General features: G+C 38.9%; 17 protein-coding genes. 16 read left to right on the forward strand and 1 reads right to left on the reverse strand.

Going from position 1 to position 14510, the window contains the following annotated elements; genetic code table 11:
* Positions 1–119 precede the first annotated feature (119 nt).
* The 11 genes from MKY93_RS08565 to MKY93_RS08615 all read left to right on the forward strand — a co-directional run bounded on the left by MKY93_RS08565 (position 120) and on the right by MKY93_RS08615 (position 9352).
* Entirely contained in the window at positions 120–956 is an 837-nt protein-coding gene (locus MKY93_RS08565) for a squalene/phytoene synthase family protein (RefSeq protein ID WP_139365923.1), read from the forward strand.
* Between the two features lie 152 nt (positions 957–1108).
* On the forward strand, positions 1109–1810 hold the full coding sequence (locus MKY93_RS08570) for a LytR/AlgR family response regulator transcription factor (protein ID WP_009496742.1): 702 nt from the start codon (positions 1109–1111) through the stop codon (positions 1808–1810).
* Between the two features lie 11 nt (positions 1811–1821).
* Positions 1822–3081, forward strand: a complete 1260-nt coding sequence (locus MKY93_RS08575) for a sensor histidine kinase (protein ID WP_340758791.1) — start codon at positions 1822–1824, stop codon at positions 3079–3081.
* Positions 3082–3198: 117 nt separating this feature from the next.
* Positions 3199–3996 (forward strand): hypothetical protein, encoded by a 798-nt coding sequence (locus MKY93_RS08580; RefSeq protein ID WP_078816601.1) that lies wholly within the window; start codon positions 3199–3201, stop codon positions 3994–3996.
* A gap of 8 nt (positions 3997–4004) precedes the next feature.
* Positions 4005–5477 (forward strand): hypothetical protein, encoded by a 1473-nt coding sequence (locus MKY93_RS08585; RefSeq protein WP_340758792.1) that lies wholly within the window; start codon positions 4005–4007, stop codon positions 5475–5477.
* Complete coding sequence (locus tag MKY93_RS08590; RefSeq protein WP_009496735.1) at positions 5474–6154, forward strand: ABC transporter ATP-binding protein; 681 nt, start codon at positions 5474–5476, stop codon at positions 6152–6154. Before MKY93_RS08585 ends, MKY93_RS08590 begins: the two co-directional genes overlap by 4 nt.
* Positions 6155–6490: 336 nt before the next feature.
* Positions 6491–6796 carry a YfzA family protein gene (locus MKY93_RS08595; protein ID WP_340758793.1) on the forward strand — a complete coding sequence of 102 codons (306 nt, stop codon included), beginning with the start codon at positions 6491–6493 and terminating at the stop codon, positions 6794–6796.
* A gap of 15 nt (positions 6797–6811) precedes the next feature.
* The gene (locus tag MKY93_RS08600) at positions 6812–7183 is read left to right on the forward strand and encodes a GntR family transcriptional regulator (protein WP_340758794.1); all 372 of its coding nucleotides are present in this window, start codon (positions 6812–6814) and stop codon (positions 7181–7183) included.
* A gap of 5 nt (positions 7184–7188) precedes the next feature.
* Entirely contained in the window at positions 7189–8055 is an 867-nt protein-coding gene (locus MKY93_RS08605) for an ABC transporter ATP-binding protein (RefSeq protein ID WP_009496723.1), read from the forward strand.
* On the forward strand, positions 8048–8653 hold the full coding sequence (locus MKY93_RS08610; RefSeq protein ID WP_340758795.1) for an ABC-2 transporter permease: 606 nt from the start codon (positions 8048–8050) through the stop codon (positions 8651–8653). Before MKY93_RS08605 ends, MKY93_RS08610 begins: the two co-directional genes overlap by 8 nt.
* 240 nt (positions 8654–8893) lie before the next feature.
* Positions 8894–9352: a helix-turn-helix transcriptional regulator gene (locus MKY93_RS08615; RefSeq protein WP_340758796.1), complete on the forward strand. Its 459-nt coding sequence runs from the start codon at positions 8894–8896 to the stop codon at positions 9350–9352.
* A gap of 80 nt (positions 9353–9432) precedes the next feature.
* Here the strand turns inward: MKY93_RS08615 and MKY93_RS08620 are convergent, their stop codons facing one another.
* Positions 9433–10212, reverse strand: a complete 780-nt coding sequence (locus MKY93_RS08620; protein WP_340758797.1) for an NRDE family protein — start codon at positions 10210–10212, stop codon at positions 9433–9435.
* A 242-nt stretch (positions 10213–10454) separates the two neighbouring features.
* Between MKY93_RS08620 and MKY93_RS08625 the strand changes: the two genes are divergently transcribed.
* The 5 genes from MKY93_RS08625 (at position 10455) to MKY93_RS08645 (ending at position 14496) form a co-directional block, all read left to right on the forward strand.
* A complete protein-coding gene (locus MKY93_RS08625; protein ID WP_221834979.1) occupies positions 10455–11210 on the forward strand; it encodes a DUF2087 domain-containing protein in 756 nt (251 codons plus the stop codon).
* A 20-nt stretch (positions 11211–11230) separates the two neighbouring features.
* The gene (locus MKY93_RS08630) at positions 11231–11587 is read left to right on the forward strand and encodes a GIY-YIG nuclease family protein (protein ID WP_040758765.1); all 357 of its coding nucleotides are present in this window, start codon (positions 11231–11233) and stop codon (positions 11585–11587) included.
* A 110-nt stretch (positions 11588–11697) separates the two neighbouring features.
* A complete protein-coding gene (locus MKY93_RS08635; protein ID WP_009496716.1) occupies positions 11698–12111 on the forward strand; it encodes a pyridoxamine 5'-phosphate oxidase family protein in 414 nt (137 codons plus the stop codon).
* Positions 12112–12269: 158 nt separating this feature from the next.
* The gene (locus MKY93_RS08640; protein ID WP_040758104.1) at positions 12270–13523 is read left to right on the forward strand and encodes a Y-family DNA polymerase; all 1254 of its coding nucleotides are present in this window, start codon (positions 12270–12272) and stop codon (positions 13521–13523) included.
* A 262-nt stretch (positions 13524–13785) separates the two neighbouring features.
* Positions 13786–14496 (forward strand): cytochrome c biogenesis protein CcdA, encoded by a 711-nt coding sequence (locus MKY93_RS08645; protein WP_009496714.1) that lies wholly within the window; start codon positions 13786–13788, stop codon positions 14494–14496.
* The last annotated feature ends 14 nt before the right edge of the window (positions 14497–14510 follow it).

Consider the following 14510-nt stretch of genomic DNA (forward strand, 5'->3'; position numbering starts at 1 on the left):
TTGGATTTTGACAATCCATTATAAACGTCTTAATGTTACAATGAATGATATAATGAAGGAATCATATTCAATTGAGAATATTTTTTGACAGCCATGATTATTGATGGAGGGATCCCAAAGTGAAAACTGATACAAAACTACAAAAAGATGCGATGAAAGTATTGAAAGAAACAAGCCGCACATTTTTTATTCCAATTAAACTTCTTGAACCTGAAGTAAGAGAAGCTGTAGCATCCGCTTATTTGTGCATGCGGGCCATCGATGAAATTGAAGATCATGAACAAATGGGTGTTGCGGATGTCGTAACGTTACTGAACAAAGTCAGCGAACTACTGGAAAATAAAATCGCAACAGGCGCACCCATTGCGGAAGCGCTGGACAAGCTATTTGCTCCTTATCAATCGCAATTGCCGGAAGTGACATTGCGCCTTGCCGATTGGGTGGAATTTTGCCCTGACACGGTCACCGATAAAGTACTTGAATCGACTGCGATTATGGGCAGAGGCATGGCGAAGTGGGCAGAAAAAGATTGGGTGATCCATACGCGTGAAGACTTAGAAGATTATACATACTACGTTGCGGGATTGGTAGGTGTCATGCTGACGGATATTTGGAGTTGGTACGATGGAACCGAAACAGATCGTGATTTGGCAATTGGCTTTGGAAGAGGCTTACAGTCTGTCAATATCCTGCGTAACTATAAAGAAGACGCGGAGCGCGATGTGAACTTCTTCCCGGACGGTTGGAAACTGGATGAAATGTTCCGCTTTGCAGAAGAGAACTTGGCGTTAGCGGATGAATATATTCAAGACATCGAGACGAAAACGATCCTGAACTTCTGTAAGATACCGTTAGCTTTGGCGCACGGTACATTGGATGCGCTGAAAGAAGGTCGGGAGAAAATGTCTCGGACTGAAGTGATGGTTGTCGTGAATCAAGCGATGCGTTCTAAATAAGACGAATGATACGAGTAAAGTGGAGATGGCGATGCTGGATTTATTCATTAGTAAATACGAATGAGTCGACAAGATCCTAGCTTTCGCTTTCTTGCTGACTCGTTTTTGTTTTTTTGACAAACAGCACTTATCACATTAGAGGGGTGTTTGTAATGAATGTATTAATCGTTGAAGATGATCAAGCTATCCAAAAGTTTTTACAAAATGCATTAGAAACGTTACCACAAGTATTTAATGTTTATCTTACAGACAGCGCGGCAAAAGCTATGAATTTGGCACAAGATATTAAAATAGATTTCTTTATTGTGGATATTCAGCTAGTTGATTACAAGGGAACGGACTTAGTCAAACAGTTACGCACCATGCCCGCTTATATGTATACTCCTATTGTTTTTGAAACGGCTGTTTTAACGGAAGAATTGTATGCATACCGAGAGCTTAAATGTTTTTATTATTTAGTGAAGCCGTTTACTCAGTTAGAATGCCAAAAGGTGATCCAAGATGTCTTGCAGTATTTGTCACACTTTGAGATGGATGAGGGAAAGATCCGTATTGAACAGAAAGGATTCATTTTTGAGTACCTATTAAAAGATTTGTTTTATATCGAATCTTTTGGTAAGAAAATTTGTTTACATATAAAACGTGATGGAATCTTACTGAATGAAATGATCTCAAGTTATTCATTAAAGGCTAGCATGGAATTACTAGATGATCGGTTTGTGCAAGTACATAAAAGCTTTATTATCAATCAAGACATGGTAGAACAAATAGATAAAGTGGGGCAAACAATCCGTTTACGAGGCGTAGATACCCTTATTCCAATTGGCTTAAAATATCGTCAGTATATCTTATAGGAGGAAATAGTATGAGCATTCTATCAGATATTCTGGCTCTTTGGCTTATTACCTGTTTGTTTTTCCGTGAACCCATCAAATTTAAATGGGCACACGTATTCTGGGTGAGCATCATTTCATTATTTTGTTTGCTAAGTGATACCGATGAGCGAGGGTTAATCATGACGCTTAAGGGGCTTGGAGTTTTACCTGTGCAATATGTACCTGGTCTGATTGGTTTTTGTTTTCTTACACTCGTAGCGAATAGTTATCTATTTAAGCGTAGTCACTTAACCATTCTTTTGATCACAATGCTCAGTTTAATGGTCTGGATGATGGTCCGAATGCAAGCAGTCTTGTTGACGATGCTTTTACCGCTAGAAATCGATTGGAATCATTTGATTTGCTTAGCTGTGGTACTAGGTCTTGTTTTCTTCATTCGCAGACATTTTGCCTATACAGAATTCGAACAAATGACATTGATGCAACAGCTATTCATGAGTATAATCTTTTTTTCCTTTTTGGGTATGTATCTGTTCCAAACAACAGAAATTACTCAATTGGGTAGCTGGCTTATGCTGTTAGGATCGATCTTTGTCTTTTTATTACTAACGTGGTTATTTTTTGAACAAAAGAAACAACACGCGTTGAAAGCCCGAATCTTAGCTACAGAAAAATATTTACCGATTATTGACGAGCTAGTACTAGAGGTTCGTGCGAGACAGCATGAATTTTCTAATAAAATGTTGGCTATTTCAAGTATTCTTGAAACGGCTAATACGTTAGAAGAGGCAAAGCATGAAATTACTCGTTACACTGGAAATGTAAAAATGCTTTCTCATCAACAACAACTGTTAACGATGGATCATAAAATTGTTGCTGGTTTTTTATATACAAAAGTAAAAAGAGCCGAACAAATGGGGATTCAGGTAGTGATAGATAATTCCATCTCGCTTCATGAAATGGCTTGTGAAGACGTGGATTTAATTGAGGTGCTCGGCATTTTACTTGATAATGCCTTTGATGCTAGTCAAAGTGGAGACACTGTATATGTCACGCTTAAGCAAGAAGAAAATCAATATATGTTACAAGTAAGCAATCCATCACCTTATATTTCAAACGATCATTTCCTAAAGATGTTCGATATTGGATTTTCAACGAAAAAAGGCATGCGAGGTTTTGGGTTGCACAATGTCCAACAAATTGCCAAACAATATAAGGCTCATATTCTTTTGAAAAATGAGCAGAGGACAGGAAACTATGTCACAATTGGTTTACGTTTTCAGGAATAAACGAAGGTTTTACGGGAATGAAAATATTTTCATTCCCGTAAAACCTTTCTTTGTTCTATAACCATTGTAGCCAGTAAACGGCTTCGTTATAGTGAGGGCAGGAAGGAGGAATAAAGCTTGAAGCGATTAATTAGGAATGAATGGCGGAAAGTAAGAGTGGCAGTCGGTTTCACAGCCGTACTTGCTATGCTAGCCGCTATAATCTGTACATTAATTATTTACAAAAATTATGCATTAGAGGCACAACTGGAAGTGTATGAGGTGGGTTTTGAGATCTTTAATCTAATTTTCCCGTTGCTTGCAGTCATTCCCACAGGTTGGCTTATGTATTTTGAGCGCAAAAATGGATTTATTAACTATACGCTACCACGTGTGAATAAAAAGAACTATGTATTTTCGAAATGGATCGTAAGTGCAGGAAGCGGATACTTAGTTGTTTTCTGCGTTTCGATGATAAGTGTACTTGTTGCATTATATGTTGTCCCACCCATTACGGTCCAATTGTCATTGGTTAATCCTGAAACAGGTGAGTTGATGGGAAAAATTGTACAAACTCATATTTATGGAGAGCAATTTTTGGAGCAGCCTTTCCTATATGGTCTGCTATTAAGTTTATGGAAAGGCATTATAGGTGCATTGGTTGCAACACTAGGGTTTGTATTTAGTTTATATAGCCAAAACTTATTTGTTATTTTAACAGGACCTTTTGTTTATGTATTACTAGAGAATTTTTGTTGGTCTGTTTTTGGACTTGAGAAGTATCGTTTGGTTACGGCTTTTGAACCGTCACTTGTGTGGGTAGAAGCTATTTCATGGACCAGTTTTGTCACGGGACCTGTTTTGCTTTTATTAGTTATTCTCGGATATCTTGTGTACAAACGAAAAATAGTAAATGCACGCATTTATGAATTGTAGGTGAACATATGAAAATGCTCATTCAGCAGCATTTGAAATTAGTAATGACGAAATCTCTTTTGCTTGTAGTGATCATTTTCGCATTGACTGCAGTAGCAGACCGCAAAACTTACGAAGGAAATTTCAGTTTGTTTGTTCTTCATCTCATGACGAATCACTATATCATAATTTTTATTATGACGCCGGTTTTCTTCCTGTGCGTATCAAAATTATATACAATGCCACGTATGTTTGAATTAATCCGTATGAAAAAGTTTTATCGTTTTATGTTTATGAGATGGGTAACAATCACGCTGTTTTCTACTGTATTTGTAGGGATTATTGGTATGATTTCACTAGTGGTCTCAATTGGATTGCCTATGAGAAATGACTGGCATAGCTCGCTGGATGCAGATATGATGCAGTACTATATGGGTACATTTAGTAGCCCGTTACAAGGTATTCTTTATACCGTGTTATTTTTAGTCACGGGTTACAGTTTCATTGGCTGTACATTTGTAACTATGGCACACTTTTTCTCAAGAAAAGCTACTTATTTTTGTATCGTATTTTTATACATCCTTATGATATTATCTATCAAAGTGCCCTGGGTCGAAAAGATACCTTTCATCACAATCAATCGTTATATTGTGTTACATCATAACTATTCTGGGGATTACCCGCTTTGGTGGACACTTATAGCGATAGTCATACTAAGTCTCTTGCAAATTTTTTGCATTGTACAGTTTTGGCACTGGACACCAGCATATCCTAAAAAGTTAAAAAAGGGATTGTTCTATTATTACACTCGTATCTTCTGGATACCTAGATTAGTGCTGGTTTGGTGTGCAAGTTTAGTTATTTTAGCAGTGACAAAGGCAATATTTAGTGAGGAAACATTGAATGAGTATGTAATACGTTTCTTTTACGGATTACCCCTAGGTTCTATACATGTCATGACATGGTTGGAACAAATGATTTATATCGGAACACCGATTTATATGTTCAGTATATTTTTGCAGTCATGGTGTCATCCAAGAAATATGGCATTGTTTATACGTATACGAAAGAAATCCATATGGGGAACAACTGTTTTAGGTCATATACTATTAGTAGCAGTTGTCTATGTTGTATTGTCAGTCGCCATTTTGTTACTTATTGGTATATCTTTTGATAAAATTTTGATGATCGATTGGCATTTACTGACATATGTTATCCTTATTAAAATACTAGAATTATGTTGCATGCTGACGTTAGTATTCTTGTTATTTATTGTAACCAATCGAGTGACATGGTCATTTCTAGCTAGCATGAGTTTGTATCTATTGAATGTGTTTCCAGTAAGTTGGTTGTCGTACAATGTGGCAGGGATTGGTCAATTAGCACGTATAGAGGAAATGGGAAGAACGATGTTAGACATGTCGAGTAGTGGTTTTATTGCCCTCATCTGTATGATTGGCATTATAAAATGGAAAACGTATAAATATTTTGAGAGAGGGTGAAATGGGTGGTATATGCAATTGAATTACAAGATATATCAAAACAATTTTCAGGTCACGAAGTATTAAAAAATATTCAATTAAAGATTGGACAAGGTCAAACGGTTGGGATTGTCGGTGGGAATGGTAGCGGTAAATCAGTTCTATTTAAATTGATATGTGGATTTGTTGTGCCGACTAGTGGGCAAATAAAAATACGACAGCAAGTTCTAGGAGAACAAATCGATTTTCCGGAAGGTGTAGGCGTCTTTATCAACGAACCTGGCTACATCGAACTTTTTAGTGGCTTTAAAAATCTACAATACTTGGCTGCCATTACGAATCGTATTACCGATAAGCAGATCGAGAAGGCGATGCAATTAGTTGGCTTAAACCCTAAAAATAAGGCAAAAGTAAAGGATTACTCCCTGGGTATGAAACAAAAGTTAGGAATTGCACAAGCTATTATGGAAAATCAAGATATTTTAATTTTAGATGAACCTTTCAACGCACTGGATTATAAGACATATCAAGACGTAAAAGAAATTATTAAACACTTAAAAGAACAGCAGAAGACCATATTACTGACAAGTCACCATTTTGCTGATATTGAAGAGTTATGTGATGAAATATTTGTTATCGAAGATGGTGAATTGATCCCTTTAACAGATCATTATAAAAAACAATTTATGAAAAAATAGGTTTTATGAATTTGAGCGGATGTAAATTAGTACAATTAGAAGTTGGAAGTAGGCGGATTTTTTAAAGGACTTTTACTTAATAGGAGCATGTTTTGGGGGAAAACCTCAAAACGTGCTTTTTTTGTTTGCTTCTTAAACAAATGGAGTTGAGATCCAATATATTTCAGCTTGCCTTATTTCATGCTGTTTTAGTCTTACCGTGCTTCTGATCTATTCTTTTTAAATTAGTTGAATAATGTTTCCTGTTTGTATATAGTGTATATATAGAACATATACATTGTGCAGTTCGAATTTAAAAAACGATCAAATATTGAAGTAGAGAGGAGATGGGTCCAATTGTTAGGCACAGTAAAAACATTTCCTACTAAGCGAGCGAAACGCTGGATGCTCACCATTGGAATATTTTTAATTGTTCAGTTGGTCTTTATTGCTGTGGATGGCACGTTCCTTGAACCAAACATAAACGATAGCGGCAACTTGTTCGCCAGGACAGGAAGGTGGATTTTGAACTTAAAAATCTTTACAGAATGGATCACTCTGTATTCCTATCCATTTTTTAATATGTTTACAATCGTCCATATTCTGGCGATATTCATTCAAGCGATACAGGACATTCATTCTATTATATTTTCAAAAAAATAGTGAAGAGGGATTGGCATGCAAATAATCATTTCCAATAGTTCAAAGGAGCCGATTTATGAACAAATCACGAATCAAATTAAATCGTCTATTTTAGCAGGAGAACTGAAGGAGGGGGATGTGATACCTTCCATGCGAAAACTCGCAAAGGATTTACACATCAGTGTAATAACGACGAAACGGGCCTATGAGGAATTGGAGAAGGCAGGTTTTATCTATTCGATTGTCGGAAAGGGATCTTTTGTCGCTGAGCAAAATTTAGAGATGATACGAGAGAAGAAGTTAAAGGTCATTGAGGAGCAACTTAGTATGGTCATAGCGAATAGCAGGGAGATTGGCATGTCGACTGAGGAGCTGCAACAATTATTGAACATTTTATCCGAGGAGTGAAATGAATGGAAAATGTGGTTGAATTAAAAAATGTCACGAAGAAATTCAAAGGTTTTTCCGTAGAAAATATTGATTTGCAGGTAAAGAAAGGTTTTGTAACGGGATTCATTGGAGCCAATGGAGCTGGTAAGTCGACAACGATAAAAATGATCATGAATCTACTAAAACCGGATACCGGGGAAATTAAAATTTTCGGGTTGGACTATCAGACACATGAGAAGGAGATCAAGGAGCGTATTGGATTTGTCTACGATGGCAATGTATTTTTTGAAGGACTGAATTTAAAAGATATAAAACGCATCGTTGCGCCGGCTTACAAACATTGGGATGATACGTTGTTTGAGCAATTTGTGGACCAATTTGAACTACCGCTTAATAAAGCAATAAAAACATTCTCAAAAGGGATGCAAATGAAGGCTTCATTAGCGATCGCGCTCTCACATCATGCAGAGCTGATTATTATGGATGAACCGACAGCAGGCTTAGATCCCATTTTCAGACGCGAGTTGCTGAATCTTTTACAGGAATTCATGGTGGACGGCAATCGGACGATTTTTTTCTCTACTCATATTACAACTGATTTAGACCGCATCGCAGATTATATAGCTTTCCTGCAGAGAGGCGAATTAGTATTTAATCAATCGATACACGATGTAGCTGAAAACTATGCGCTCGTTAAGGGAAGGGTGGAACTGCTGGATCGAGATACAGAAAAGGCCTTCGTTCATATACATCGTGCGCCGACAGGATTTGAGGCATTAACGAATAATGTGAATGCGGTGAATAATACGTTCGGGAATTCGGTTGTCATTGAACGGGCATCATTGGAAGATATCATGTATTACATGAAAGGAAGAGAGAGCTATGTTTAATTTGATCAGACGAGATGTCATACTTCAGAAAAGGCTGCTGTTAACCTTTATTCCTTTTATCGCATTCTTTATTATTATGGACTCACATCCAGCCCTGATTTTTCTCGTTGCCAGTATTTTCATTCCCTTTAATGCGTATGGTTATGATGAAAAAGCGGAGACGAATATACTATTAAATTCTTTACCTTACACGCGCAGGGAAATTATCGCGTCACGCTATCTTGGCGCTATCATCTATATGATATTAGCTATTGGGGTGACGAGTCTGGCACTATTTGCTTTGGATAAATCATTTACGATGACTGATATTGCGATTGGTGGCGGCTTATTCTTATTATTTTCCGCGTTTACCTTTCCGTTATTCCATATATTTAAACCGGGTAATATTACAACGGTTGTTCTTATTGGCTTTATCCTTTTGTCAGGTGTCGTACCGCCTATTGTGATGTTTTTTGCTGAACATTTAACAGCGATCACTGATTTTATTGTCAACGTACCCACTACATATTTATATTGGGGCGCTGCAGCTATTATCCTGGTAGCTTATACTGTATCTTGGGGAGTTACCACTACCATTTACCAACGAAAAGCATTCTAATTGAATTTTTTATTTTAGAAATCTGCTGAGTGAATTAGCCTCCGCAGGTTTCTTTTCTTTGTGAATTAAACATTTTTGAGAATGCTAAAATTAAAGATATTTCGATAAATACTGCATGCCTATGGTAGACTAGCAATAAGATATTCAACTAAATTACAATATTTATTACTATACTCTCTAAAAGTAACTAAATACTTTAAAAGTGTATTAATACACTTTTAGTGTAAAAGGGGTGTTTAGATGAATAAACAAACGGTAATTGATCTAGTGTTACCTAGGCTGAAGTTGATTCGTACAGAACTGGATTATACGCAAGATCAGATGGCGGATATATTAGGGATTTCGAAGAAGACTCTTGTGCAACTGGAGAAAGGTCGTCAAGAGTTGAGTTGGACGGTTGCTGTGGCGATTTGCGCGTTGTTTAGGGAAAGTGCCTTGCTGCGCTCTGTCCTAGGGGATGATCCGGTAGAGTTGGCCGAGATTGCTGTACATCCAGAGGTCCATATACGTGAGCTCGCAACAAGTGGAACTGTCAATTGGTGGACGGAGATCGGGCAATGGCAGCATTATAAGCTCCAACAACATACGACGGGCGGCCATTACCGGATTATTGGGGAAGAGGATAGGCGGCTCTTCAGCACTGCGGATCGAGAAAAAGCGTTAACGGAATTTAAGAAATATATGGATATAACATCTTAGTTATTTCGATATAATTACGAAATTGATTATATGAAAATAGTTTATTTGTTTTATTGGAATAATAAAACCGGCTACCTGTGTTATGAGGTTGCCGGTTCTTCTATTTCAAATGAAAATTTTTGTGTGGTGGTAAATTCACCATTCTTGAATGTTCGCTCTTCAAAATATACGCGGTCGTCTGAATCTATTAAAACTACGGTTGTGCAACGAGTCCCGTACCCTTCAGAAGTAATGAATATGGAGGATAGCAAACTTTCCAACTCTTCCCCCACCCCTGTATCAGGCAGTTGTTCAAGTGGAAAGCCTTCCGCCCGCTGCATCATTTCGAACAAGATATCGACATCGATTTTATCTGCAGTTTTCGTATAATCGCTCAAAAGCCTTTTCGTTTCTTCGACTTTTGGCCAAGGTGTATCGAGCAATGCGTTGCTAAGTCCGTATGTGCCTGTTGTTAGATACCTGATTGACTGTTCCATATTTGAGTAATAAAACAGTTCTTCGCTTGACCCGGCCAATACATTGAAACCAGTGTACTCGTCATGATTTGCATGCAGTTGTTCCATAAATTCACGTGGCGGAGTCTGTGATTGTAAATAGGAAGAGACAATATGCCCTCGTGATTGTATTCCTTTGATCGGAAGTGAGAAGTCACGAAAATTGGTCAACGCAGCAATTTTTCCTTGTTTATTGACGCCCAGCCAAGTTCCCATTTGTTCTAAGTCTCGCCCCGCTAAGATATCCGGATGGTCTTGCCAAAATTCGGCGGGAGCTGTCGGGCGATCATACGCTTCGTCTCGATTTGCCATGAGGATGAGCTTGTATTTTGGATGGCTCTGTAATTGGAAAGCTAGTAGACACATTCTATCGAACCTCGCCTTTTATGTAGTTTTGGTTAGTGTACCATGTAAACGCTGGCTAGATAAATTTTCTTGTTTTGTTAACAGACATTCATTCGTTTCGTTTGGATATTTTAAAACGCAGAATGAAAATGTTTGTTTTTTTATTGACACACTGATATGTTGAAGCTATTATAATCAATATAATGCAAACGAATCTTGAATGTGTTTGCTTAAAAATCAACTTTAATTGGATGTGTTTAGTAATGGATCTGTCTGAACTTTTTTGGAATGCCACGATGCCAGAATTAAAACAAGGCTATATTTTGGAAAAAGACTGTTACATTTGCTTGCTGTGTGGCAAGGAAGTTGAGAAGGGAATTATTTACCCTTCTGAAAATATCCTCTATGAAGCGGAGAGATATATGAGGCTGCATATTGAACGTACTCACGGATCGGTATTTGATTATTTGATCGGTTTGGATAAGAAATTGACTGGTCTTACAAGTCATCAAAGCCAGCTTCTTCATCTCTTTTATCAAGGCAGGAATGATAAAGACGTACAGCAGACGTTAGGGATCGGCAGTACGTCTACTGTACGGCATCATCGCTTTGTCTTGAAAGAGAAGGAACGTCAAGCGAAGACGTTTTTAGCGATGATGGAATTACTGAAAGAAAAGGACGAATATGCACCAGCTTTCATACCGCCTCATAAGACGGCTAAAATGGTCGATGACCGATACGCTGTGACGGAAAAAGAAAAACAGGAGACCATTAAGAAGTTTTTCCCTGATGGAACGACTGGACGGTTAGAGAAATTCCCACCAAAAGAAAAACAGCGCCTAATTGTTCTGCGGGAGCTTACGAAGCGGTTTGACAATGAAGTCACTTACAGTGAACAGGAAACAAATTATATTTTAGAAGAAGTTTATGAAGATTATGTGCTGATCAGAAGGTATTTAATCGAGTATGGATTACTGGACCGTACGTCAGATGGGAGTCAATATTGGCTGAAATCATAATGAGGAAGCAGGAGATGCAAATGGATCGAAAAAAAGAATTGAAACAGTTATATAAAGAGACGAAGATCGAGGCGGGTGTATATCAAATTAAAAACACCGTAAATCAAAAATTGTTTATTGGCAGTACACCGAATTTCAAAACATTAAATGGGGTGAAATTCAGTCTGAATACAGGTGTGTATATGAATAAAGCGCTGCAAGAAGAGTGGAACACATTTGGAAAAGAAGCGTTTCAAATAGACATCCTGGAAACCCTTAAAAAGAAGGAAGGTCCATTTTACAATGCAAAAGAAGCGCTGATGGAACTGGAGGATAAGTGGTTGGGCTGTCTTCAGCCTTATGATGAGCAAGGATATAATGTCAAGAAGCCTTCTTGATCTTGGAATTCGTGGTTTGTCCGGTCACTCGAATGGATTGCTTCTCTCTCAAAGTTTAGAAAATGATCATTTGGGAAGAGTAGAAGTAATCGTGAAAGGAGCGATCGTTGATGAATGCGATGGATACAGTGAAGAAAATTTTAGATGAAAGTTTTATTGGTACGATGGCGACGGTTGATAATAATAAGCCGTATAGTCGGTATATGACGTTTGTGAATGATGGCTTGTCGCTCTACACACCTACGAGCAACCAGACGGATAAGGTGGAGGATCTAGAAGATAATCCGTATACCCATATTCTAATCGGTTATGAGGGAGAGGGATTTGGTGATGCGTATGTCGAATACGCAGGGCGTGTATCCATTTCTTCAGATGAACAGATCAAGAAGAAAATTTGGAATAATCAAATGAAAAAATGGTTTGATGGTCCCGAGGATCCGAAATTGGTGATTTTGAAAATTGAACCTGAAGCCATTCGTCTAATGAATAAATCCGGAGAACCGCCACAGGATATTTCTCTTTAAATAAGGACAAAAACAGCCTATTGTTTGGCTGTTTTTTTGTTCAAAAAACCTACTACGCCCAATTTTATGCCATTTATCCGCCAACTCCCATTGATTGAACTCTGTGTGAGTGGGTAATATAGGGTTGAGGAACATTCGTTCTCATGGGGGTGAAGGTCATGACAGAGCACTTGCCACACAGACAGATCGCTTGTTTAGATATGCGCAGTTTCTACGCCAGCTGTGCTGCTGCGATGGAAGGGTTGGATGTGATGAAGGTGCCAATTGCGATTATCGGCGATATTGAGCGTAAAGGCGGGGTTGTCCTTGCTGCGTCTCCGCCGCTCAAAAAACAGTTCGGCATCAAGACAGGTATGCGGCTATATGAGATTCCAAACGATGCAAGTATTCATTTGATTGAGCCGAAAATGCAATTTTTTATTGATGTTTCGATGGAACTGACGAAGTTATTGAATCGCTATGTTCCGAAAGAAGCAATCCATGTATACAGCATTGATGAAAGTTTCGTCGATTTCACAGGGACGGAAAAGTTATGGGGCCCCTTGGATGACATCATCTACCGGATACAGGATGAGTTGTATCGGCAGTTTCAACTTCATTCCGCTTGCGGGGTTGGTCCGAATATGCTGTTAGCTAAGCTGGCGCTTGATTTGGAGGCGAAGAAAACAGGTGTGGCATACTGGACATACGAAGATGTGCCGAAGAAGCTTTGGCCAGTATCACCTCTTCGGAATATGTGGGGAATCGGCAGAAGAATGGAACGCACATTGGAAGATATGGGGATTTATTCTGTAGGCGACCTGGCAAGAACACCGCTTGAGCGTCTGGAAAAGAAATTTGGCGTCATGGGAAACCAGTTATATTATCATGCGCACGGAATTGATTATTCAACGCTCGGATCGGTTTTGATCAAAGGACAAATCAGTTACGGCAAAGGTCAGACCTTGCTGCGAGATTACATAAAGATGAATGAGATTTTAACCGTTCTCCTGGAGATGTGTGAGGACACTGCTATGCGCGCACGATTGGCAGGCAAGAAAGGTCGCACTGTGCAACTGTCATTCGGCTATTCCAAACATGCCTTAGGTGGCGGATTTCAACGCAGAAAAACGCTGGCGGAAGCAACGAATGAAACCTTGGTCATCTACCACACATGTGTAGAACTGCTTGAGACTTACCACGATGGCCGACCCGTCCGCCACATTTCCGTCACCCTTACCAATTTAGAAACTGAACACGGCATCCAGCTCGACTTGTTCAAACCAACCAACTGGAAACAACAGCGGATCGGTCATGTAATGGATGAACTCCGCCTAAAATACGGCTCCACAGCCATACTCCGCGCCGTCTCCATCACTTCCGGCGGGACTGCTTACAGGCGAAACAAGCTAATTGGCGGGCATTATAAATAAAAGCGGAAGACACCGTTTAGCCTCGACCGGCGTTAGGAACTCACCAGAAATTACTTGAGCAAAAAGGATGGTACTATACAATTCACAATGTATGAACTTCAGAACAGCATACAGGAGAATGGCTGAGAGGTTGTCAAAAAGATTTCACAAACAAATGGGGCGTAATCTATACGCGGTTTTGTTACGATAGGGTGGGAGAGTTGGCGGGATAAAATATGTCTGCCGTCTATCTACTATTGCTTAGCGTGAAGGAGGAAATAGTTTGGGAACGGATGTGAATATATTTTTTGCGTTCGGAGCGGGTTTTCTAAGTTTCATTTCTCCGTGCGTCTTGCCGTTATACCCAGCCTTTATATCGTACATCACCGGAATGTCGTTGGATGATCTGGGAGATAAGTCAAAAGGTATGAACCGTACCGGTATTTTACATACGTTATTCTTTTTACTCGGATTTTCCGTTGTGTTTGTCTTTCTGGGATTCAGTACATCGTTTATCGGAGCAATATTTTTACAGTATCAAGATTTAATCCGTCAAATTGGTGCGATCTTCATTGTCCTTTTTGGTTTGATGACCATTGGATTATTCAAACCTGAATTTCTGATGAAGGAGAAAAAGCTGCAATTCAAGAATCGGCCGGCCGGTTATCTCGGCACTGCTTTAATCGGGTTAGCGTTTTCCGCTGGCTGGCAGCCTTGTATGGGGCCAATAATTGGAGCGATCATTTATTTGGCGGCTACAAATCCGGCTTCTAGTATGTTGTATATGATGTTGTATGTTCTTGGCTTTGCGATTCCGTTCTTCTTCTTGTCTTTCTTCATCACAAGAATTGGTTGGATTCGAAAGCACAGCATGAAAATTACCAAAGCGGGCGGATATCTCATGATTGCATTTGGGATTTTGCTGTTCTTTAATGGAATGGTGTACCTGACTAGTTTGCTCAGCCCAATCTTTGGTGATTTCCAAGGTTTCTAATTAAAGGTCATGAA

This window comes from Sporosarcina sp. FSL W7-1283, assembly GCF_038003105.1.
Taxonomy (GTDB): Bacteria; Bacillota; Bacilli; order Bacillales_A; family Planococcaceae; genus Sporosarcina; species Sporosarcina newyorkensis.